The sequence below is a fragment of the Streptomyces spiralis genome, assembly GCF_014654675.1.
In the GTDB taxonomy this organism is placed as follows: Bacteria; Actinomycetota; Actinomycetes; order Streptomycetales; family Streptomycetaceae; genus Streptomyces; species Streptomyces spiralis.
In genome coordinates this window covers 46,874-67,970 of record NZ_BNBC01000001.1, presented here as the reverse complement: position 1 = coordinate 67,970, position 21,097 = coordinate 46,874, and the positions used below count along the sequence as shown (strand labels likewise).

General features: G+C 73.7%; 18 protein-coding genes. 13 read left to right on the top strand and 5 right to left on the bottom strand.

Going from position 1 to position 21,097, the window contains the following annotated elements:
* The first annotated feature begins 3 nt into the window (after positions 1-3).
* Genes IE318_RS00305 through IE318_RS00295 form a run of 3 tightly spaced genes read left to right on the top strand, consistent with a single transcriptional unit; the run spans position 4 to position 3,349 of the window.
* Positions 4-675: a 4'-phosphopantetheinyl transferase family protein gene (locus IE318_RS00305; RefSeq protein WP_189895494.1), complete on the top strand. Its 672-nt coding sequence runs from the start codon at positions 4-6 to the stop codon at positions 673-675.
* Positions 672-1,832, top strand: a complete 1,161-nt coding sequence (locus IE318_RS00300) for a hypothetical protein (protein WP_189895493.1) — start codon at positions 672-674, stop codon at positions 1,830-1,832. The genes IE318_RS00305 and IE318_RS00300 overlap by 4 nt, the downstream gene beginning before the upstream one ends.
* 44 nt (positions 1,833-1,876) lie before the next feature.
* Positions 1,877-3,349 (top strand): DHA2 family efflux MFS transporter permease subunit, encoded by a 1,473-nt coding sequence (locus IE318_RS00295; protein WP_189895492.1) that lies wholly within the window; start codon positions 1,877-1,879, stop codon positions 3,347-3,349.
* Between the two features lie 29 nt (positions 3,350-3,378).
* On the opposite strand, the gene IE318_RS00290 is transcribed toward IE318_RS00295, so the two are convergent.
* The gene (locus IE318_RS00290) at positions 3,379-4,383 is read right to left on the bottom strand and encodes a LuxR C-terminal-related transcriptional regulator (protein WP_189895491.1); all 1,005 of its coding nucleotides are present in this window, start codon (positions 4,381-4,383) and stop codon (positions 3,379-3,381) included.
* Between the two features lie 425 nt (positions 4,384-4,808).
* Between IE318_RS00290 and IE318_RS00285 the strand changes: the two genes are divergently transcribed.
* The 3 genes from IE318_RS00285 (at position 4,809) to IE318_RS00275 (ending at position 7,485) form a co-directional block, all read left to right on the top strand.
* Positions 4,809-5,108: a hypothetical protein gene (locus IE318_RS00285; protein ID WP_189895490.1), complete on the top strand. Its 300-nt coding sequence runs from the start codon at positions 4,809-4,811 to the stop codon at positions 5,106-5,108.
* Between the two features lie 184 nt (positions 5,109-5,292).
* Entirely contained in the window at positions 5,293-5,472 is a 180-nt protein-coding gene (locus IE318_RS00280; protein WP_189895489.1) for a hypothetical protein, read from the top strand.
* A 102-nt stretch (positions 5,473-5,574) separates the two neighbouring features.
* Positions 5,575-7,485, top strand: coding sequence for an AfsR/SARP family transcriptional regulator (locus IE318_RS00275; protein WP_189895488.1), 1,911 nt, complete (start codon positions 5,575-5,577; stop codon positions 7,483-7,485).
* 136 nt (positions 7,486-7,621) lie between these two features.
* On the opposite strand, the gene IE318_RS00270 is transcribed toward IE318_RS00275, so the two are convergent.
* Positions 7,622-8,533 carry a LysR family transcriptional regulator gene (locus tag IE318_RS00270; RefSeq protein WP_189895487.1) on the bottom strand — a complete coding sequence of 304 codons (912 nt, stop codon included), beginning with the start codon at positions 8,531-8,533 and terminating at the stop codon, positions 7,622-7,624.
* A 121-nt stretch (positions 8,534-8,654) separates the two neighbouring features.
* Here IE318_RS00270 and IE318_RS00265 point away from each other — a divergent pair, with 121 nt between their 5' ends.
* On the top strand, positions 8,655-9,485 hold the full coding sequence (locus tag IE318_RS00265; RefSeq protein WP_189895486.1) for an oxidoreductase: 831 nt from the start codon (positions 8,655-8,657) through the stop codon (positions 9,483-9,485).
* A 68-nt stretch (positions 9,486-9,553) separates the two neighbouring features.
* On the opposite strand, the gene IE318_RS00260 is transcribed toward IE318_RS00265, so the two are convergent.
* Entirely contained in the window at positions 9,554-10,660 is a 1,107-nt protein-coding gene (locus IE318_RS00260) for a pyridoxal-phosphate dependent enzyme (RefSeq protein WP_189895485.1), read from the bottom strand.
* A gap of 89 nt (positions 10,661-10,749) precedes the next feature.
* Positions 10,750-11,955 (bottom strand): serpin family protein, encoded by a 1,206-nt coding sequence (locus tag IE318_RS00255; RefSeq protein WP_189895484.1) that lies wholly within the window; start codon positions 11,953-11,955, stop codon positions 10,750-10,752.
* 294 nt (positions 11,956-12,249) lie between these two features.
* Here IE318_RS00255 and IE318_RS00250 point away from each other — a divergent pair, with 294 nt between their 5' ends.
* From IE318_RS00250 to IE318_RS00230, 5 genes are all read left to right on the top strand, one after another.
* The gene (locus IE318_RS00250) at positions 12,250-13,002 is read left to right on the top strand and encodes a GntR family transcriptional regulator (RefSeq protein WP_189895483.1); all 753 of its coding nucleotides are present in this window, start codon (positions 12,250-12,252) and stop codon (positions 13,000-13,002) included.
* Positions 13,003-13,772: 770 nt separating this feature from the next.
* Positions 13,773-13,976 carry an SPOR domain-containing protein gene (locus IE318_RS00245; RefSeq protein ID WP_030176394.1) on the top strand — a complete coding sequence of 68 codons (204 nt, stop codon included), beginning with the start codon at positions 13,773-13,775 and terminating at the stop codon, positions 13,974-13,976.
* A gap of 63 nt (positions 13,977-14,039) precedes the next feature.
* Positions 14,040-14,456 (top strand): (deoxy)nucleoside triphosphate pyrophosphohydrolase, encoded by a 417-nt coding sequence (locus IE318_RS00240; RefSeq protein WP_189895482.1) that lies wholly within the window; start codon positions 14,040-14,042, stop codon positions 14,454-14,456.
* A gap of 100 nt (positions 14,457-14,556) precedes the next feature.
* The gene (locus IE318_RS00235) at positions 14,557-14,985 is read left to right on the top strand and encodes an ATP-binding protein (protein WP_189895481.1); all 429 of its coding nucleotides are present in this window, start codon (positions 14,557-14,559) and stop codon (positions 14,983-14,985) included.
* Positions 14,986-15,270: 285 nt separating this feature from the next.
* Entirely contained in the window at positions 15,271-17,904 is a 2,634-nt protein-coding gene (locus IE318_RS00230) for a SpoIIE family protein phosphatase (protein WP_030176386.1), read from the top strand.
* A 34-nt stretch (positions 17,905-17,938) separates the two neighbouring features.
* On the opposite strand, the gene IE318_RS00225 is transcribed toward IE318_RS00230, so the two are convergent.
* Positions 17,939-19,663, bottom strand: coding sequence for a hypothetical protein (locus IE318_RS00225; protein WP_229903289.1), 1,725 nt, complete (start codon positions 19,661-19,663; stop codon positions 17,939-17,941).
* Between the two features lie 215 nt (positions 19,664-19,878).
* On the opposite strand from IE318_RS00225, the gene IE318_RS00220 reads away from it, so the two are divergent.
* On the top strand, positions 19,879-21,090 hold the full coding sequence (locus tag IE318_RS00220) for a glycoside hydrolase family 18 protein (RefSeq protein ID WP_229903260.1): 1,212 nt from the start codon (positions 19,879-19,881) through the stop codon (positions 21,088-21,090).
* The last annotated feature ends 7 nt before the right edge of the window (positions 21,091-21,097 follow it).

Genomic DNA, 21,097 nt, shown 5'->3' with positions numbered 1-21,097 from the left:
GTGGTGGGCGCGTTGATGGGGCTCGTGCTGGACCCGGTGCTGCGGGGCGGCAGGGACTCCCGTGTGGGAGGCGGGGGCAGCCTCGCGGGGGACGAGGCGGTGATCGACTGCCTGGTCACCCACCACCCCCGCCTGCCCCGCGACCGCATGGGTCACCGCCTCAGCCGCTCCGGCCGCTCGCTGATCGTCGAGGCCGCCCGTGCGGTGTACGGCCTGGACGTCACCGCCCGGGACCTCGCCCGCGACCCGCACAAGAGGTGGAGCGTTCCGGCGCACGGGCTGCACGTCTCGGTCGCCCACTGCGACACCTACAGCGCCGTCGCCCTGTCGAGAGGACCGAAGGTCGGTGTGGACCTCCAGGACGAGCGGGACCGGCCGTACGCCATGCGATGGCTCGGTGAACTGCTCGGCCGGACGGAACCGGCCGGCATCCGGGACTTCGCCGAGTGCGAGGCGCTGATCAAGGCCTCGCACGTGACGAAGGAGACCTTCGCCGGAGTCCGGCTGCCGGCCTGGCGGCCGGGCTGGCGGCCCACGAACGTCCCGTCGTACCACGTCCGTTCGGCCACGGCCGGCCCCGCGATGCACCTCGCCCTGGCCGCCGAGGAGCCCGTCCCGGTGCGCTTCCTGCGGCGGACGGACGGCACCGACGCCCTGACCCTGGAGGCGGCATGACAGCGACAGCCACCGAGGTACGGCCCTACACCCGCCGTATCTCGCAGATCGAACGCGGCTATCTGAACGCGGCGGCGACCGGCACCCCGCAGCTGATCCAGATGGTGGTCGAGGGGGAGGGACCCCTCGACCCGGAGGCCCTGCGGGAGGCCGTGCGGGCCGCCACCCTCGCGAGCCCGGGCATGGCGGTACGGCGACGGGCCGCCGCCTGGCGGGCGGACGGCCCGCTCCCGCCGGTCGTGGAACTGCCCTGGGAGGCCGACTACGACCACCCCTTCTTCCACCGTGATCTGGACGTGGTGACCGGGCCGGTGTGCGAGGTCGGCCTCGCCTCGCAGGGGCCGGCGACCCGGCTGGTGGTGCGGGCCAGCCACATCGTCACCGACGGCCGTGGCCTGCGGCAGTGGATCGCCGACGTGTTCCGCGTGCTGCGCGGCGAGGAACCGGTCGGCGCCGACGCGGTGGTCGACGACACCCACTTCCGTACGGCGGCGGGAGACGTGCCGCCCGCCGAACCGCCGGCCCGGATCCCCGGCCTGCCCGCGATCCTCGGCACCGGACCGGCCGACGGCACCCCGCTGTGGCTGCGGCGCCGGGTGCCGGCCCGTCCGTCCGCGGTCACCGCCCGGGTGGCCGCCGCGCTCTCCGGGCACCTGGCCGGCGACACCGGCCGCCTGGTCGTCCCGGTCGACCTGCGCCGCCACGACCGCTCGGTGCGCTCCACCGCCAACCTGACCTCCCAGCTGGTGCTGGACCTCCGGCGGGACGAGGAGTGGAAGGCGCTGCACGGCCGGATCGTGCGCGCCCTGCTCGCCAAGCGCGAAGTGGCCGCACTCAGCCGGGACTTCCTGCGCCAGAACCCCTTCGCCAACACCCTGCGCGAGGCCCAGGAGCTGGACGGCACCCGCTTCCCGTGCACGGCGATCATCACCGACCACGGACGGATCGACACCGACGAGCTGCGCACCGACCGCTTCCGCCCCACCGGGTTCTCCACCCTGCCGATGCTCGTGCCCTACGCCGAGATGTTCCTGAGCGCCTGCCGGATCGGCGACGAGACCGAACTGACCCTCTCCTGCCGCAACCGCCCCGGGGCCCACGAGGCGGGCGAGCGGCTCCTGGACGCCGTCGCGCACGCACTCACGACGGCGGACTGAACCGACCTGCTTCCCGAACTGTTGACTTCTCCAAGGACGCCCACATGTCGCTGACCGACCGACAGACCGGCGAGGAGGCTCGTCCCGAGTCCTCGCCGCCCGCAGCGGACGCTGCGGGGAGACCCTCCGGACCCACCGTCCTGACCATCGCCGTGGCCATCACCGGCGGTTTCCTCGCGCTGCTCGACACCACCATCGTCAACGTGTCCCTGGAGGACACCACCGCACGGTTCGGCAACATCAACCAGGTGCAGTGGGTGGTGACCACGTACCTGATCGCGCTGGCCGCGCTGATGCCGGCCGCAGGCTGGCTCGCCACCCGGTTCGGCGTCAAGCGGGTCTTCGCCGGCGCGACCACGCTGTTCGCGCTGGGCTCGGCGGCCTGCGCGCTCAGCCAGACCCTGCCGGAACTGATCGCCGCGCGCGGAGTGTCCGGGGCGGCGGCCGGCGTGCTCACGCCCGTGTCCACGATCCTGCTGACCAGCGGCGTACCGCGGGAACAGCTGGGCCGGGTCCAGGCACTGAACGGCAGCGTCATGCTGATCAGCCCGCTGCTCGGCCCGACGATCGGCGGGCTCCTGGTGGAGGCCGGAGGCTGGGCCGCGGTCTACGCGGTGAACGTGCCGCTGTGCGTCGCTCTGCTCGCCGTCACCCTGCGCGGGGTGCGGGGCGGCGCCGCGGCGGGCAAGGAGGCCAAGCCGCTGGACGTGGTGGGCCTGCTGTCCTCGGCCGCGTGCACGGTGAGCACCGTCCTCGCCATCCACGCCTTCTCCGGCGCCGGCCTGCACGCGCGGGCCTCGCTGCTGGTGCCGCTCGCCCTTGCCCTGCTGAGTGGCGCCGTGTTCGTCGTACGCCAGTTGCGCGCCCGCTTCCCGCTGCTGGACCTGCGCCTGTTCGGCCACCGCGTCTACCGCACGGCGGCCGTCAACATCTTCTGCCTGGGCTTCGTCCTCTACTCGCCGATGATGCTGATCCCGCTGTACTTCGAGTCCGCGCGCGGCGAGAGCGCCGTGACGACCGGTCTGCTGATGTCCACGGGCGGCATCGGCGTGGTCTCCGCCGCCTGGCTGTGCAAGGTCCTGATGAAGCGGCTGGGCGGGGGCGGCACCGTCGTCGTCGGCATCTCGCTGACCATGCTCGCCACCGTGCCGCTGACCCGGCTGTCGGCGGACACCTCCTACGTGCTGCTGTGCGTGAGCCTCGCGGTGCGCGGCCTGGGCACGGGACTGACCATCGTCCCGGCGATGACCAGAGCGTTCCAGTCGATCCGGCCGCAGTCCATCCCGGACGCCTCCTCGCAGCTCAACCTCGTCCAGCGGATCGGCGGCGCCGTCGCCCTCGCCGTGGTGACGGTGATCCTGGACGCGGCGGCCAGGCAGCGCCACGGGCTGGTGCCCGGCGCCTTCGCCCACTCCTTCGGCCGGCTGCTCGCCGTGTACGCCGTCACGCTGCTCCCCGCCCTGGCGCTGCTCGCGGCGGACCGCCGCGAAGCCCGGCAGAGCGGGGAGACGGCGTAGCGGAGGCTGGGGCACGGGGACGTCCGCGGTCAGCGGGTCGAGGGGAGCCAGCCGTCCTGGACGGCGCGGACTCCGGCCTCGAAGCGGCTGCGGGCGTCCAGGCGTTCCATCAGGTTGGCCGCCACCCGGCGGGCCGTGCGCGGCGAGACGCCGAGACGCTTGGCGATGGCCTCGTCGGTGTAGCCCTGGGCGAGCATCTTCAGCACCGCTCGCTCCTGCGGGGGCATGTCCTTCGCGTCGCACTTGGGCGTGGTGCCCAGTGGGACCGCGATCTGCCACACGCTCTCGAACAGCGCGCACAGCGCCGCGACCGTCCCGGCGCCGCTCAGCACCACCCCGCCGGCCCGGGCGTCGGAGGTGTCGATGGGCAGCATCGCCTGGCGCCGGTCGAAAATGATCATCCGGATCGGCAGGTCGGGCACCGTGCGGACCTGCCCGCCGTGCTGGTGCAGCCAGCTGACGTGCTCCAGCGTGGGCGCGTGGTTGCGCACGCTGTCGAGGTAGACGGTCCGCATCCGCACCCCGCGGCCGAGCAGGTCGGCGTTGGGTTTTCGGCTGGCCGCCAGGTCCTCGGCCGAGTGCGCGCCGCCCGGCGCGAAGGTGGTCACCTCGGTCCGCGCGGTCCGCGCCAGCTCGGCCAGCCGCTCCCGGATCGCTTCCGGGCCGATCAGCTGCTCGGCGGCCTGGTCGACGGCGCGCGGGCGCAACGCCGAGCACTCGGCGATCAGCTGCGCGGCCGCCGCCCGGGAGGCCTCCACCCGCATCTGCTGGGCCGCCAGTTCCGCCTGCTGGCGGGCCAGCAGCACCTCCATCGCGGTCTCCGGGCCGATCGCCCGGAACCCTATTCCCTCGCCTTCCTCTCGTCCCGAGGGCTGGATCAGCGCCAGCTCGCTGAGCCGGTCCAGCCCTCTTCGGACCTGTTCCTCCGTCAGGCCCAGTCGGGTGGCCAGTGCCGTCACGCCGTCGTGGGGGCTGGTCAGCATTCCCCGGTAGATGGCTTCGGCAACGGCGTCTAGTCCCAGAACGTCCAACATGATGCATTCCCCCTGGTCAGCATCAAACTCGCCGAGTTCGAAACTTAGTGCCCCAGAGCTTACTGATGTTGAACTCCTGTGGCTCCTGAGATGACAGCTAGGACGGTTCCGGCCAATCTGACGAAGATTCAGTCGCCGGTGGAGGTGAGCGTCCCGCGCACGGCCCGGCCAGGCGATAGTTGCGCTTTGAATCTTCCCGGTCCTGGTCCCGATCCCGGACCCGATCCGGTCCGGACCGGAGCGGGCGGCTCCGGCGGACCCGTCCGTCGTCGTACTGCCGTGTCGTACGTCCGTACGTACGTCCGCCCATCCGCGTCAATTTATGGCCGACGCACCCCACTTCGCCGATGACGGTTCATGCCATGGCATAAACCGTCCACGCCGAGCCGCTCCCCAGCTCAATTTCCGCGCCGAAGAATGAGGGCATGTATCTCATCCACGTGCGCCTCGAGGGCCCCGGCGGCGCCGCCGGGCAGCCCGATCTGGCCACGATCGTCTCGTCGTACGCCGGAAAAGCGGACGGCCTGGAGCACATCACGGTCCATCAGGGCCCGCCGGGCGACGTCACGCTGGGCTTTTTCCTGCTCGCCGACGGCCTCGCCGCCGCCGAGAAGACCGCGGCCCACCTGGCCGGGCAGGCCGTTTCCGGACACCCCGAACTGCGGGAATTCCGCATCCTGGAAGCCGAGGCGGTGCTGGTGCCCGGTCCCTGGTGGGACAGCTGAGCCCCGTGCGTCACCGCAGGTCGCGGTGGACGGCTTAGGTCAGTGCAGGTTCCGTCCACCCGCTTTCCGTTCCTTCTCGGCCGGAGCTCGAGCAGAGTAGAGGCATCGGCGGAAGCGACCACATCCGCCGACCGGACCGGTGAATCGTCACCGGGAATCCACTCACCTTTGAAGGAGAAATTCCGTGCTGGCTACCCGTGTCTCCAAAATCGTCGCCTCCGTGCTTCTCGCCGCCGGCGGAATGACGCTTTCGGTGACCGCCGCGCACCATGTGCAGCGCATTCCGGGAGTCGTCGAGGCCGAACAGGGAACGGGCACGACCACCGCCGTGGAAACGCCGGACGACGTCACCTGGGGAAAGTGACCGCGTCCCGAGCGCGCAGTACCGAACGGCCCGCACCCAGGGGGAACGACCACCCCCGACCTCGGGAGATCGACCGACCCGCACATCGGGGGAACAAAAGAAATGGAATTCCTCGTCCTGGGTTCTCTGGAGACCCGCCAGTCGGGTGAACTCGTCCGCGTGAGGGGCATGCGCCAGCAGAAGCTCCTGGCCCTGCTGCTCCTGCACGCCAACCGGGTGGTCCCGATGGACGTGCTGGTGGACGAGCTGTGGGAGGACCCGCCGTCCTCCGCCCGCCCCCAGGTCCACAACGCCATCCGTGACCTGCGCCGCATCCTCTCCGCGGCCGACGAGACCAGTCTGGTCACGATGGACGTCGGGTACCGGCTCATGGTCCCCGACGACGCCGTGGACGCCCACCGCTTCGTCACATCGGTGCGCGGCGCCGCCACGGCCGAACGCGAGGGCCGTTACGCCGACGCCATCCGCCTGCTGCAGTCGGCGGTGGACCTCTGGCGCGGCGACGCCTTCGCCGGCATCCACTGCCCCAGCGTCACCTCCGCCGCGGTCAAGCTCCACGAGCAGCGGCTGACCGCGCTGGAGGACCTCATGACACTGCGCCTGAGGATCGGTGAAACCAGCTCCGTGGTCGGCGAGTTGCACGCGCTGCTCGCGGAGTACCCGCTCAGGGACTCCCTGCGCGGCAGCCTGATGCTCGCCCTGTTCCGCAGCGGTCGGCAGGCCGACGCGCTCGCCGTCTACGACGAGGGCCGGCGGTTCCTGGCGGAGGAACTCGGCCTGGAGCCCAGCCAGCACCTGCGCACCCTGCACGCGGAGATCCTCGCCGACTCGCCCGCGGCCCGCGGCCCCGCACCGGCCGGCCGCGCGCCGCGCCGCACCCGGGCCCCGGGCGGACCCGGGCAGCCGGCAGGGGGCGACGACGACGCCGTACGCCCTCCGTCCGCATCCGTCTCCGTGTCCGCACCCGCGACCGCGCCCGTCTCCCCGCCCGGCAACCGCCGGAACTACCTGCCCCACGACCTCACCGACTTCACCGGCCGCGCCGCCGAACTGAACTCCCTGCTGGGCCTGGCCGCCCAGGAGCACGCGGACTCCCCGCTGATGATCGCCGTCGACGGCATGGGCGGCGTCGGCAAGACGACCCTCGCCGTGCGCGTCGCCCACCGCGTCGCCGCCCACTACCCGGACGGGCAGTACTTCATAAGCCTGCACGGCTACAGCGCCGACCGGCCGCCGCTGCCGCCCGAACAGGCCCTGGCCACCCTGCTCCAGGCCAGTGGCGTGGCGCCGGAGGCGATCCCGCGCAGCCTGGAGGAGCGCAGCGCCCTGTGGCGGTCACGGCTCGCGGGCGAGCGCTGCCTGGTGGTCCTCGACGACGCGGCCGACACCGCCCAGGTCACCCCCCTGCTGCCGGGCGCCGGCGGTTCGCTGGTGCTGGTGACCAGCCGCCGCAAGCTCAGCGCGCTGGACGGAGCGGTGCCCCTGTGGCTGGACGTGCTGCCGGCCGCGGACGCCGCCGCGCTGTTCACCCGCATCGTGGGGGAGCAGCGCGCGGCCCGCGAACCGGATCAGGTGGCCCGGGCCGTCGAGCTGTGCGGCCAGCTGCCGCTCGCCCTCCGCATCGCCGCGACCCGGCTGCGCTCACGCCCCACCTGGGCGGTCGCCGACCTCGTGGACCGCCTGGCCGGCGCTCCGCAGCGGGCGAGCTGCCTGCACAGCGCCGACCGCGACCTGATGTCCATGCTGCGCACGTCCTACCAGCACCTGAACCCCTCCCAGCGCCGGTTCAGCCGCCTCATCAGCCGCCACCCGTCCCCGTCCTACGACGTCGCCCACGCGGCCGCCGTGACCGGCCTGCCGGCCGGCGACGTGGAACGCCACTTCGACGTGCTGATCGAGAACAACCTGATCCGCGAGGACACCCCGGCCCGCTTCTCCTTCCACACCCTGATCCGAGACTGCACCCGCGAACTGCTCCTCGACGAACCCGAACCCGAGCCCGAGGCGGCGTGACCCGCCCCCGGGCGGGAGTCTCGGCTGTCCCGGGGTCGGGTGTCTTGGCCGTCCTCGGGCCGGGTGTCTCGGCCGTCCTCGGACGGGCGTCTTGACCGTCCCCGGCCGGTTGTCCCGGCCGTCCCCGGGCGGTGTCTCAGCCGCCCTCCGTGGCCAGTCGGCAGGCCTGCGCGTATGCGCGCACCAGCGGGCGGTCGGCGTCCTCGCGGCGCCAGGCGAGCGCGTAGCGGCTCGGCCCGATGCCGCGCACCGGCCGGGTGATCACCCCGCCCAGGCTGATCAGCGGCGCGTTGCCGGCCGCGACCAGGCACACACCGAGCCCCGCGACCAGCGCCTCGTACGTCTCCTCGGTGCTCGCCACCTCCGCGCCGATCACGGGCGGGGTGCCGCCGCGGGCGTCCAGGGCGAGCCAGTAGTCGCGCAGTGGACCGGCGGCCCGCGGCAGCGCCAGGAACGGCAGTCCGGCCAGGTCCGCGAAGTCCACCTCCGCACGGGCGGCCAGCGGATGCGCCTCGGGCAGCGCGACCAGCCGCGGCTCCTCGGCGACCACCGTCCAGCCGTAGCGCTCGGAGTCCGGCAGCGGCAGCCACACGAAGGCGACGTCCACGGCCCCCTCCGCCAGGCCGGCCGTCGGGTCCTCCCAGCTCACCTGCCGCAGTCTGAGGGAGGTCCCGGGCCGCGCGGCCGTGAAGCGGGAGCGGATCGCCGGCAGCAGCCCGCCGCGCCCCGGGCTGGTGCTCATGCCCACCACCAGCGTGCCCCGCAGCGCCGCCCGCGCCGACTCCACCGCGCCGGCGCCCTCCGCCCAGGCGTCCAGCACCCGCCGGGCGTGCGGCAGCAGCGCCGTACCGGCCTCGGTGAGCGCCACGCCCTGCGGCCGGCGCTCGAAGAGGTCCACGCCCAACTGCCGTTCCAGCGCGCGGATCTGCTTGCTCAGCGCGGGCTGGGACACGTACAGGTGCTCGGCGGCCCGTGTGAAGTGCAGCTCCTCGGCCACCGCGACGAAGTAGCGCAGATCTCGTACATGCACGTCCCCTGTCATAACCATCGGTTATCACGCCGGGTCTTGGACGCGCCACCGGTCCGGGCCCGACGCTGGTGCCCAGACGAAGAACCCGGGGGAACCCGGGGAGACCCGGAGAATCCGGGAGACGAACCCAGGAGGGGTCATGAACAAGGTGTGGCTGATCACCGGCGCGGGCAGCGGTTTCGGGCGGGCGATCGCCGAGGCCGCCCTCGCCGCCGGTGACGTGGTGGTGGGCGCGGTCAGGCGGCCGGAGACGCTGGCCGACCTGGTGGCCGCGCGGCCCGACCAGATGGAGGCGCTGGCGCTGGACGTCACCGACACGGCGGCCGACGAGGCCGCGGTACGGGACGTGGTGGCCCGGCACGGCCGGATCGACGTGCTGGTGAACAACGCCGGCCGCACCCACGTCGGCGCCTTGGAGGAGACCACCGACCAGGAACTGCGCGACCTGTTCGACGTGCACGTCTTCGGTCCGGCCGCGCTGACGCGCGCGGTGCTGCCGCACATGCGCGAGCGGCGCTCGGGCGCGATCGTGCAGATGAGCAGCATGGGCGGGCAGATGTCCTTCGCGGGCTTCGGGGCGTACAGCGGGACGAAGTTCGCTCTGGAGGGCATGTCGGAGGCGCTGGCGGACGAGGTGGCCGAGTACGGCGTCAAGGTGCTGATCGTCGAGCCGGGAGCCTTCCGCACCTCCCTGTTCGGTACCGGCCGGGCCGGGGTGAGCGCGGACAGCGGGGTCTACGCCAAGGTGGGCCAGACCCGAGCTGCCGTCTCCGGCGGCGACGGCACCCAGCCCGGCGACCCCGCGAAGGCGGCGGAGCTCGTCCTCGCCGCCCTGGAGTCGGACGACACCCCGCTGCGGCTGCCCCTGGGCGACGACGGGGTCACCGCCGTCCTCGACCACCTCGACCAGGTGCGCGGCGACATCGCCGCCTGGGAGAAGCGTGCCCGCGCCACCGCCTTCGACGAGTGAGCCCGGGATCGCCTCCGCATCCCTGGAGCGCGGTCACGCCCGTGCGGGAACCCCGCGCCGGTGTGCGGTCACGCCCGGGCGAGCCCCGACTTCAGCCCCGCCCCGCACAACGGCACCACCGCCGACCTGTTGCCGAGCGCGCCCTCCCGTACGGCCGCCCAGCAGGCCACGCCCGTCGACTCGACGTACAGGCCGCGCGAGGCCAGATCCAGCTGGGCGTGGCGGATCTGGTCCTCGGTGACGGTCAGGAACGTGCCGCCCGAGTCCCGTACCGCGCGCAGGATCTGACGGGCCCGGGGCGGCCGGGCGATGGCGATGCCCTCCGCGTGCGTCGGGGCCACGGGGGTCGTCCCGGTCAGCTCCTCCGCGCCCTCCTCCCAGGCGCGGGCCAGCGGAGCCACCGCCGCCGCCTGCACCGCCCACAGCGCCGGACGCCGGTCCAGCAGACCGGCGCCGTACAGCTCGGCGACCGCCAGCGCCGCCCCGAGCAGCAGCGTGCCGTTGCCCACCGGCAGGACCAGGACGTCCGGCAGCCGCCCGCCGAGGTCCTCCCACAGCTCGTGCACATACGTCTTGGTGCCGTGCAGGAAGTAGGGGTTGTAGACGTGCGAGGCGTAGAAGGTGTCCGGCTCGTCCGCCGCGCGCCGTGCCACAGCGCCCGCCGCCTCCCGGTCGCCGTCGACGACCTCCACCCGGGCGCCGTGCGCCTCGATCTGCTCCAGCTTCTTCGCTGACGTGCCCAGCGGGACGTACACCGTGCACGGCAGCCGTCCGCGGGCGCAGTACGCGGCGATCGCCGTGCCCGCGTTGCCGCTGCTGTCCGCGACCACCCGGCGCGGCCCGGCCCGAAACGCCAGCTCGGCCAGCATCACCGCGCCCCGGTCCTTGAACGACAGCGTCGGCATCATGTAGTCGAGCTTCGCCGACACCCTGTCCGTCAGCTCCACGAGCGGGGTGCGGCCCTCGCCCAGGGACACGCTGGGCGACGACAGCGGCAGCGTCTCGGCATACCGCCACAGCGAGTTCACGCGTCCGGTGAGGGACTTCAGGGGCGCGGGCGTGGGGGCGAAGTCGAGGTCCAGGGGGCCGCGGCAGGACGGGCAGCACCAGGCGAGCGAGTCACCGGGGACGCGGTTGCCGTCGGTGGGGCAGTATCGGTCCGGCAGAGGTGTCATATGCGCAGGTTAAAGGTGCGGGTCCGCCGACGTCCTGGCAGGACGGCCACGCCGCACGCCCGGCTCCCCGGCCGTCACCCGTCGTGCACTCAGTCCTCCCACGGCTCCTCGGGGTAAGGCTCCGGGTCGGTGACCCAGCCCGCGGCGAGCACCAGGCGGGTGTGGCGGTGCAGGGCGAGGAAGCCGAAGGGGCGGTCGAAGCCGGCGTCGACGGAGGTGGTCAGGTAGCGGAGTTGGGGCATGCCGGCGCCGGCCATGCCGAACGCGGACACCGCACCCGCGCGGAACCCCAGCGGCCCGAACGTCGCCACCGCCGTCTGCGCGGCCGCCCCGATGGCCAGCGGGAAGTCGCTGATGCCGGGGAAGTGCCCGACCGAGTCGTCCCGGGCCGTGGTCAGCCCGAACAGCCGGTGCAGGGCCAGCAGGTCGTGGTGCGCGGACAGGTCGTACGCCACGGTCCTCACGTGGAGGGTGGGCGGCGCCGGCCGGGTGCGGCGCACCCTCCGAACCCGCAGCCCGGGTCCCGCGTCACCGAACGGGAGCCGCGGCCCGGGCACGACCGAGTGCCTGCGCTCGAGGACGCCGATGCCCGCGCGCAGCACCTGGCCCGGCGTCATGTGTTCCTCGCCCAGCAGGAGATGGACGTCGACGGCGGTGTTCCCGAGCACCCTCAGCCCGGTGACGTGACCCTCCGGGGTGTCCGCCACCCCGACCCGGTCCAGCAGCGTGCTGGACCGGAACAGACTGAGCAGCGACCGGCCCCGCCACGGTCCGGCCTCGGGCTCCAGCACTCCCTCGTGGAAGCGGCTCAGCCACTCCGTGCGCACGGTCAGCGCGCCGGCCAGGAGCAGCTCGGTCTCCTTCGTCACCGGGACCGGCATGGCGTCGATCAGGCCGCCGGTCCGCTTGTGCGCCCATGTGTCCAGGGCTTCCTTGTCGGCCGCCGGGTCTCCGGTGAGCACGCCGTGCGTCCCGGCCGGCAGCCCGGCCGCCCACTGCTCCCGCAGCTCCAGGGTGCGCTTCGTCCACAGCCCGAGGGCCGACCCCGCTCCGCGCAGGCCGTCGAGCGCGCCCAGCAACTCCCGTGCGTGGGCGGCCGCCTGATCGGCCGGCAGGCCCACGGCATCGGCGAGCTCCGTGCGCGCCGGGCCCCCGGCGCCGTCGGCCAGGAACGCCAGCGGCGGCCACACCCCGGCGGCGGAGAACACCGTGCCGCGGTCGCTGTCGCCCGCGCTGTCCGCCCAGCGGGCCGTCAGCCCGTTGACCGCCCGGACGGTCGCCTCTGACACCTGCATGCAGTCCCCCCCGCTTCCCCGATGATCTGTGATCCCTCACCCGTCACTGTGCGCAAGGCTATGGGCGGGGTCTGTGCCATCGCTCGGAGTTTCCGTGACGGTGGCCGTGGGCCGGGCGCGGCAGACGGCATGGCCGGGCAGGTGTGACAACGTCCGGAGCGGGGAGGAAGTGCCTGGACGATGCCTCGCGGCCTCATAAGTCATCACATCGAGTGATTCTCTGGCCTTGGCTTGCACGTTACAACCCACGGTTGCCACGCTGTTGCTGTCTGTACAACCTGATGGGAGTGGCCAGTGACTTTCGGTGAGCAGCCGGCGTATCTGCGTGTCGCGGGTGACCTCCGCAAGAAGATCGTCGACGGTCAGCTGCCACCGCACACCCGGCTGCCCTCGCAGGCGCGGATCCGCGAGGAGTACGGCGTCTCGGACACGGTCGCGCTGGAGGCCCGCAAGGTGCTGATGGCCGAGGGGCTGGTCGAGGGCCGCTCGGGTTCGGGGACCTATGTGCGCGAGCGGCCCGTGCCGCGCCGGGTGGCCCGCTCCGGATTCCGGCCGGCCGCCGGGGCCACCCCGTTCCGGCAGGAGCAGGCGGCCGCGGAGGCGCGTGGCACCTGGGAGTCGCACAGCGCGCAGACCGAGGCGAGCGGCGCGATCGCCGAACGGCTCGGCATCAAGCCCGGTGACCGCGTGATGTGCACCAAGTACGTCTTCCGGGACGCGGGCGAGGCGATGATGCTCTCCACCTCCTGGGAGCCGCTTGCCCTCACCGGCCGCACGCCCGTGATGCTCCCCGAGGAAGGACCGCTCGGCGGCATGGGTGTCGTCGAGCGCCTGCGCGCCATCGACGTCATCGTCGACAACGTCACCGAGGAGGTCGGCGCCCGCCCCGGCCTCGCCGAGGAACTGCTCACCCTGGGCGGCGTCCCCGGCCACGTCGTGATGGTGATCCAACGCACCTTCTACGCGTCCGGCCGCGCCGTCGAGACAGCAGACGTGGTGATCCCCGCCGACCGCTACCGGGTCGCCTACCACCTCCCGGTGAAGTAACCCACCAGCCGGCCACACGCCACTCCCGCACATGCGGAAAACCGGCCGGTGGGGGGCCGGGCCGTGATGGGGGAGCCGGTCCTGCCGGGGAGGCCGGCCCGTGCCGTGCGAGGCGGCCCGCGCCCGGCGAGGCGGCCCGTGTCGGGAAGGTGGTTCGCGTGCAGAGCCCGTCCGCGGCAGGGAACGGCTCCGCGTGGGGAGTCGGCCCGTGCGCGGGAGGTGGGCCCGCGACGGGGATGCCGGGCCGCGTCATGGAAGCCGGTCCGCGCTGGGCGAGGCGGCCCGCGCCATGCGAGCCGTCCCGCGCCATGCGAGCGTTCCCGCGCCGGGCCAGGCGGCCCGTGCCGGGGAGTCTGTGTGAGGGGGCGTCTGCGGCGGGGAGTCGGTCCCTGTGGGGAGCGGGTCCGCGCGGTCGTGCGCTCCTCGGTGGGTGTCTCGCAGGCACCTGCGCCCACATGCCGCCCGGCGCCACGTCCGGCGGGCGCTGGATTCCGGCCGTTCTCGCAGGTCGTCAGTGCCGCCCGAAGGGCCCGTGGCCCGTCGTTGACCGTGGGTGGCCAGGTCCGCGGGCGGCGTGTTCGGCATCGTGCGCCCCCTGCGTACTGGCCGGTTGCCTACCTCTTTGTGAAAAGGCGTGTTCGCTGCGTGAAGGTAGGGCGTAGGCTCGGGCATATGCGTATTGCGGTTTCCCCGGCGGCGGGGCGCGGTGGGGGTCGTGAGCCGGATGCGGGCGCGGGCCCGTAGGGGCGGGAAGGAGCAGTGGGGCGGGAATGAACGACGGCACGATCACTCTTCCCTGGCTCGTCGTCCGCCAGGACGACAACGGCAATCGCTACCGCGTCGGCAGGTACGCCACCCGCGCCGAGGCGCAGAAGATCGCCGACAGCCTCGACAGCCGTGGCCACCGCCAGCTCTACTGGGTCGAACGCGTGGGGGACAGCTCCAACCCCACGGACACCACCACCGACAATTGACCCCACCACCGGCACACCCGCCGGCCCACGCCGGCCCCGGCCGGCTCCCGTAGGCTCCGGCGCATGACCGAACGGATCGTGGTGGTGGGTGCCGCCCTGCTCGACGGCGGACGCTTGCTCGCGGCCCGCCGCAGCGCACCCCCGGAGCTGGCCGGCCGCTGGGAACTGCCCGGCGGCAAGGTCGAGCCCGGTGAGCGGCCCGAGGCCGCTCTCGTGCGCGAACTGCGCGAAGAACTGGGCGTCGAGGCCGAGGCCGTCGAGCGGATTCCGGGCAGCTGGCCGCTGAGACCGCCCTACGAACTCCACGTGTGGACCGCACATCTGCGCCCGGGCTCCGCCGCCCCGGCCCCCCTCGAGGATCACGACGAACTCCGCTGGCTCACGCCGTCCGACATCTGGACCGTGCCCTGGCTGGACCAGGACGTCCCCGCCGTACGGGCCGCCCTCCCGCGTCTGGGCGCCGCCTCACCGGATGCGTGAACCGTCGAACAGGCTGCCGCGGGCGGTACTGGGCACTGGATATCGGGTATGTGCCCATTAACCCCATGAAACAGGACATGAGGGCTCGCTGGCCTGGGAAGTGATCGGTGTGATCGACACCGAAGGCGACCGCGCCGAGTGGACGTTTCCCGCGGAACCCGGTGTGGTGCGCGCGGCTCGTGCCGCCGTCCGGGGACAGTTGCGCACCTGGGAGCTGGACAGCGTCCAGGACACCGCGGCCCTGCTGGTGAGCGAGCTGGTCACCAACTCGCTGCGGCACGCCAGCGGCCCCATCGGCGTGAGACTGGTGCGCCCGCCGGGCCTGCCCCACCTGCTGCTGGTCGAGGTCTCCGACCCGCTGCCCGACCCGCCCCGCGAACGTCCGGTCCGCCCCGAGGACGAGAGCGGGCGCGGTCTGCAACTGGTCGCGTCCGCCTCCCGCCGCTGGGGAACCCGGCCGGACGACACCGGAAAGACGGTGTGGTTCGAACTGGCGGTGCCCGCACAAGCCGTTGACGGGCGTGCGTGACGGCCGTCCGCGGAGGGTGCTCGTGGTGGCTGTTCCTGACGGCCGTCCGCGGCGGTGTTCGTGGCGGGTGTTCGCCCGCCCGGCGTGGACGCTCGCCGGAACGGGATTCGACGGGGTGTCGCCTGGTTAGAAGACTCATTGTGTTGTCACAGGCCGGACCGAAAAGCATCGGGATGGTCCTGTGATCGTGAACACCGTGTTGCGCGGCGCCGTAGTGCTGGATACTGCGGGCAGCCGCCCCCGGTGACCGGTGCCGGACGCGGTGAGCTGGAGGGGACGGTTCGCGTGAGCGAGATACCAGCGAAGGCCACGGAGTCCGAGGACCCGTCGGACGGCGCGAGGACGGGGGCCGCGGGCGGCGGCGCCACCGACGAGATGGCGCCACCCGCGGACGCGATGTGGCAGAGCAGTCCGCCCGGCTCCATCTACGACTACATCAAGGTCGCGTCCTTCTCCATCGGCCCCGACGGTCACGTCGACCAGTGGAGCCTGCGCGCCGAGCAGTTGTTCGGCATCCCCGCCGAGCAGGCCGTCGGCATGGACCCCATCGAGGCGTTCATCGACCCCGAACAGCGGGAACAGGGCCAGCGCAAGATGGCCGAGATCCTCGACGGGCGCGAGTGGACCGGCGTCGTCCCCTTCCGGCTGCCGGCCCAGGCCGACGACGGGACCGCCGTACGCACCGGACGCGGCCCGAGCGGGCTCGCCGAGGTGTACGTCATGCCGACGCGCACCGCCGAGGGCGACAAGGCCGCCGTCTGCATCGTCGTCGACGTCCGCATCCTGCGGAGGATGGAGACCGACCTCGCCGCATCCCAGGCGATTTTCGGCCAATCCCCGTTCGGTTTCCTGCTCATCGACACCGACCTGCGGGTCCGCCGCGCCAACGAGCGCTTCGCCTCCATCTTCGGCGGCAGGCCCGACGACCACCGCGGCAAGGGCGTCCACGACTACCTGCCCCGGGCCGAGGCCGACCGGGTCTCGGCGACCCTGCGCCGGGTGCTGGAGAACGGCGAGTCCATCACGGACATGCACGTCACCGGATTCGTCCCCGGCTCCGACGAACGCCGCCACTGGTCCATCAACCTCTACCGCGTGCACAGCGGCAGCGGCCGCCCCATCGGCATCGCCTGGCTCGGAACCGACATCACCGCCCGCCGCGCCGCCGCCCGCGAGGCAGCCGCCGCACGGCGCAATCTCGCCCTGCTCAACGAGGCGGGCGCCCGCATCGGCAACTCCCTGGACCTGGAGACCACCGCCCGAGAACTCCTCGACGTCGTCGTCCCCGGCTTCTGCGACCTCGCCACCGTCGACCTCTACCAGGGCCTGCTGGCCGGCGACGAGACCCCGTCCGGCCTCGCCGACGGCAGCGCCGAACTGCGCCGCGTCGCCTTCGCCAGCGCCGTCTCCGGGGCACCTTTGACCGGCACCGGCGAGCCCGTCGAGGTCGGCGCCGTGCACCACTTCGCCTTCAACTCCCGGTGCGCCGACGCCCTGCGCACCGCCCGCCCGCAGATCGTGCCCGGCGAGGAGGGCGGCCTGGTGCACTCCACGCTGGCCGTCCCGATGGTCGCCCACGACACCGTCGTAGGACTCGCGCAGTTCGCCCGGACCAAGGGCAGCGAGCCGTTCGGCGACCGCGACCGCGCCCTCGCCGTCGAACTCGCCGCACGCGCCGCGGTCTGCATCGACAACGCCCGCCTCTACCGGCGAGAACACGAGCGCGCGCTGATACTGCAGCGCTCCCTGCTCCCGCCCGGCGACCCGGAGGCCTCCGGACTGGACATCGCCTGCCGCTACCTGCCCGGCAACGCGGCCACCGGCCGGCCCAGCGAGGTCGGCGGCGACTGGTTCGACGTCATCGAACTCCCCGGCCACCGCACCGCGCTGGTCGTCGGCGACGTCATGGGCCGCGGCCTGCGCGCCGCCGTCGCCATGGGTGAACTCCGCACGGCCGTCCGCACCCTGGCCCTGCTCGACCTCGAACCGGCCGAGGTGCTCTCCCAGTTGGACGAGATCGCCCGCGGCCTGGGCGCGCCCGGAGGCGTCCAGCAGGCCACTCGTGCCGCCCGTCGCCCCCGCGAGGCCGACCTCTCCGAGGTCTACCTCGCCACGTGCGTCTACGCCGTCTACGACTCGGTCACCCGGCGGTGCACCTTCGCCAACGCCGGCCACCTCCCGCCGGTCCTGGTGGAACCCGGCGAGCCCGCGCTGATGCTGGACGTCCCGCCCGGCATGCCGCTCGGCGTCGGCGGCGAACCCTTCGAGGAGGTCGAGGTCGAACTCCCCGAGGGCGCCCTGCTGGCCCTCTACACCGACGGCCTGGTCGAGTCCCGCGACCACCCGCTCGACGAGGGCCTCCAGGCCTTCGTGGGGGCGCTCACGGACCCGGGCCGGCCCCTGGAGGACGTCTGCGACCACGTCCTCAACACGCTCGGCAGCCACCACGGCGAGGACGACATCGCGCTGCTGATGGCCCGCGTCCAGGGCCTGCCCGCCGAGTCCGTCGGCGACTGGACCCTGCCCCGCGAGCCCCGCAGCGTCGGCCGCGCCCGCGAGTACGCCCGCGCCCAACTGCTCGCCTGGGACCTGGAACCGCTGGTCGACACCACCGAACTCCTCGTCAGCGAACTGGTCACCAACGCCCTGCGCTACGGCGAGGGCGAGATCAGACTCCGGCTGCTGCTGGACCGCACGCTGGTGTGCGAGGTGTGGGACTCCGGGCTCGTCCAGCCGCGCCGCCGCCGCGCCCGCGACACCGACGAGGGCGGCCGGGGCCTGCAACTCGTCGGCCTGCTCAGCGCCGCCTGGGGTTCCCGGCGGACCCCGCGCGGCAAGACGGTCTGGTTCGAACTCCCGCTCCCGGACGGCGAGAACACCCTCACCGACCCGGCGGAGGCGCTGCTGAGCCTGTTCTGAGCCGCTCCCACGAACACCGGCAGCCACGCAAGACCTACACCGACGTGCGCCACCGGTCCCGGGTGCGCGGCCCGCCGAAGCCCGTCGGCGGTCCGCCGTCCGGCTTCTCGCCGAGCAGGACGCCGCCGAGCACGGCGCCCGCGATTCCGGCGGCGGGCTCGGTGTCCCCGGCGTACGGGTTGCCGTGGACGCGTACGTCCTGCTCGGCGAGGTGACGGGCCTGCCGGGCCAGGCTGTCGGCGGCCTCGGGATCGGAGTCGACGAGGCGCCGCGCCTCCGCCAGGTGGGTGCGGGCCGCGACGCCCACGGCGGCCCGGTGCGTGGTGACGAAGTCCGCCGCGCCCGCGGTTGCGCTGCGTGCGACGAGCTCCGCGGCGGCCGAGAGCACCCCGGCCCGCCCGCCGTCCCCCGGCACCGGCGCGACCGCCCGTACGATCCGCCGCAGGGCGTCCAGCGGATCGTAGGGCCCACCGACCAGTTCCTCCCGCACACCGGCCAGCACCCGGTCGGCATGCCCGAGCCGCGCCCGCAACTCCCCGACGGGGACATCGACGGGAACCACCTCAGCCGCCTGCGGCGCACCCGCACCCGCACCCGTCCCGCCGGCGTCCCCCGGCACGACGGCCGGAGCCCTGCCGGAGGCGGCAGGCGCTTCGGCACGGGCTCGCTCAGAGGAGGCCGGGCCCCCGGCGGCGCCCGAGTCCGGCGCGGTGCCGGGCGGGCCGCCGGGCACGGGTCCCCCGGACGAGCCGCCCGGCCCCCGCGCCGTCACCGCCGTGCGGCCCGGCCCTCCGTGCAGCCGGGCGGCGGCGGTCTCGGTGCCCGGCCGGATCCGGGCGAGGTGGGCCTCCGCGCCGGTCAGCGCCGCCGGTACGAGGCGGGCGGCGGACGACAGTTCCGTGGCGAGCCGCTCGACGGCACCCACGAGCACCCCGGCCTGGGCGACGGCCCCCTCGGCAGCCCGCAGATGCGGTACGGCGTCGGCGGGGGAGCCCAAGTCCGCCGTCTGCCGCGCCTGGTTGAGCCGGGACGTGGCGAACACCAGCCGGTCCTTGGCCTGTTCGACGTACCCCGTGACGGACGTGACGGCCTCCGACCCGTACCGCTCGCCGAGCGCGGTGAGCACCGGCCCGGCCGCCCCCGTGCGCGCGGTCAGCTCCCGGAACCGTGTCTCGGCGACCTCCAGCGCCTCACCTGCACCCCGCCGAAGACCGCGCAACGCGTCGAAGCCGTCGGCCGCCGCGTCCAGCAGCCGGCCCGCCTCCTCGCAGCGCCCGATCATGCCGGCCAGCGCCTGCCGCCGGCCCGCGGCGTCCTCCGGGAGACCGTGGTCGTAGCGCCGGCGCATCCCGAAGGCTGCCGACAGTTCCGTCTCGGCGGCCCGCACGGCCCGGGCGAAGGGGGCGACGGCCGCCGCGCCGAAACGGTCCTCGGCGAAGCCGAGTTCCTCACGGCAGGTGAGCACGCAGTCGTCGGCCAGGACGAGCGCGTCACGGGCCCGCTCCTCCAGCGCGGCGGCCGGCGACGGGCCGGGTGGCGGGGCCGGTCCGCCGCCCGAACCACCGCCGGGCGTCGTACGGGTCCTGGCCCGCCGGGTGCGCCGTACGTACCCGTACCCGGCGAGCACGACGGCCGTGCCCACGGCGACGAGCGGCAGGACGAGGTCGGAGGTCGACGACTCGTCCTGTCGCGGTGCGGGGGCGGCGGCCACCGGGCCGGCCCGGGGGAGCGCAACCGCGCCGCCGCCGTTGATCGTCATCACCGGAAGCACCAGCCACACGGCTCCCGCCGTGCCGCCCAGCACGGCGCGCGCCACCCGCCCGGACCGACGCGCGGTCGCGCGCCGGGGCGGTGCCGCGCGGAGCTGGGGTGACGTCACATTTGGGAGCGTATGACCGCCCGTACAGGCGCGCGAGCGGGGGTGCGTCACCGGTGGGGCGGCCGAGACAGCTCGACGCGGGAGGGGACAAGGGCATGGAACACGCCACCGGCGGAGGACCGACTGCGGAGCCGGACACGGAGAAGGAGACCGGAACCCAGCCGCAACCGCGAGCCGGCATCGAGCCGCAGCGGCAGAGCGGCACCGAGCCGCAGCCGCAGAGCGGCACCGAGCCGCAACCGCAGGCCGGCACCGAGCCGCAACCGCGAACCGGCAAGAAGGCCGAGACCCCCGCCCGCCGCCGTCTGCGTCGGCTCCGCCGCGGCGCCCTCGCCCTGGTGCTCGCCCTGCTCGTTCCCCTGCTCGCCGCCGAGACGGCCCTGCGGGTGAACTACATGGGGGACCCGTCCGACGGGGCGTACACCAGGGGGCAGGACGCGATCTGGCTGGGGCACGCCTGGGTGGACGGGCGCAAGAAGGACGCCGATGTGGCGGCGCTCGCCGAGCGGCTGCGCGGGACCGGCATCCGCGACCTGTATGTGCACGCCGGCCCGCTCGAACACGACGGCACCCTGCCGTCCTCGGCCTACCGCAACGCCCCCTGGCTGATCGGCGCCGTGCACCGGGCGCTGCCGGGTGTCCGTGTGCAGGCATGGCTGGGCGACAAGCTGGCCACCGAGAGCCCCGACGGGCTGCGGCTGGAGCGGGCGGAGACAAGGGCCGCCGTGGTCGACTCCACCCGCCGGATCCTGGACGCCGGCTTCGACGGCGCCCACTTCGACCTGGAGCCGCTGCACTCCGGCGACCGCCACTACCTGGGCCTGCTCGACGCCCTGCGCGCGGTCACCCGCGCGCACCAGGTCCCCCTGTCCGTCGCCGCACACCAGATCGACCCGCTCCCGGCCTTCCACTCCGTCTGGGGCACGCTCACCAACCACCCCAAGTGGTGGTCGCAGGACTTCTTCGGCGAGGTCGCCCGCCGCGTCGACCAGATCGCCGTCATGTCGTACGACACCATGCAGCCGCTGCCGAGCCTGTACGGCGGCTATGTCGCCCAGCAGACCTCGCTCGCCCTGGAGGTCACCCCGCCCACCACCGACCTGCTGATGGGCCTGCCCTTCTTCCACGAGAACCGCTTCGGCCACTGGGCGCACGCCGAGACCGTCCCCGCCGCCGTCCGAGGCGTCCGCCTCGGCCTGTCCCGCACGGACGCGGACCGCCTCCGCTTCGGCGTCGCCCTGTACGTCGACTTCGCCGCCACGGAGGACGACTGGAGCGCGTACCGCGAAGGCTGGGTCCGCCCGTGAGCACCGC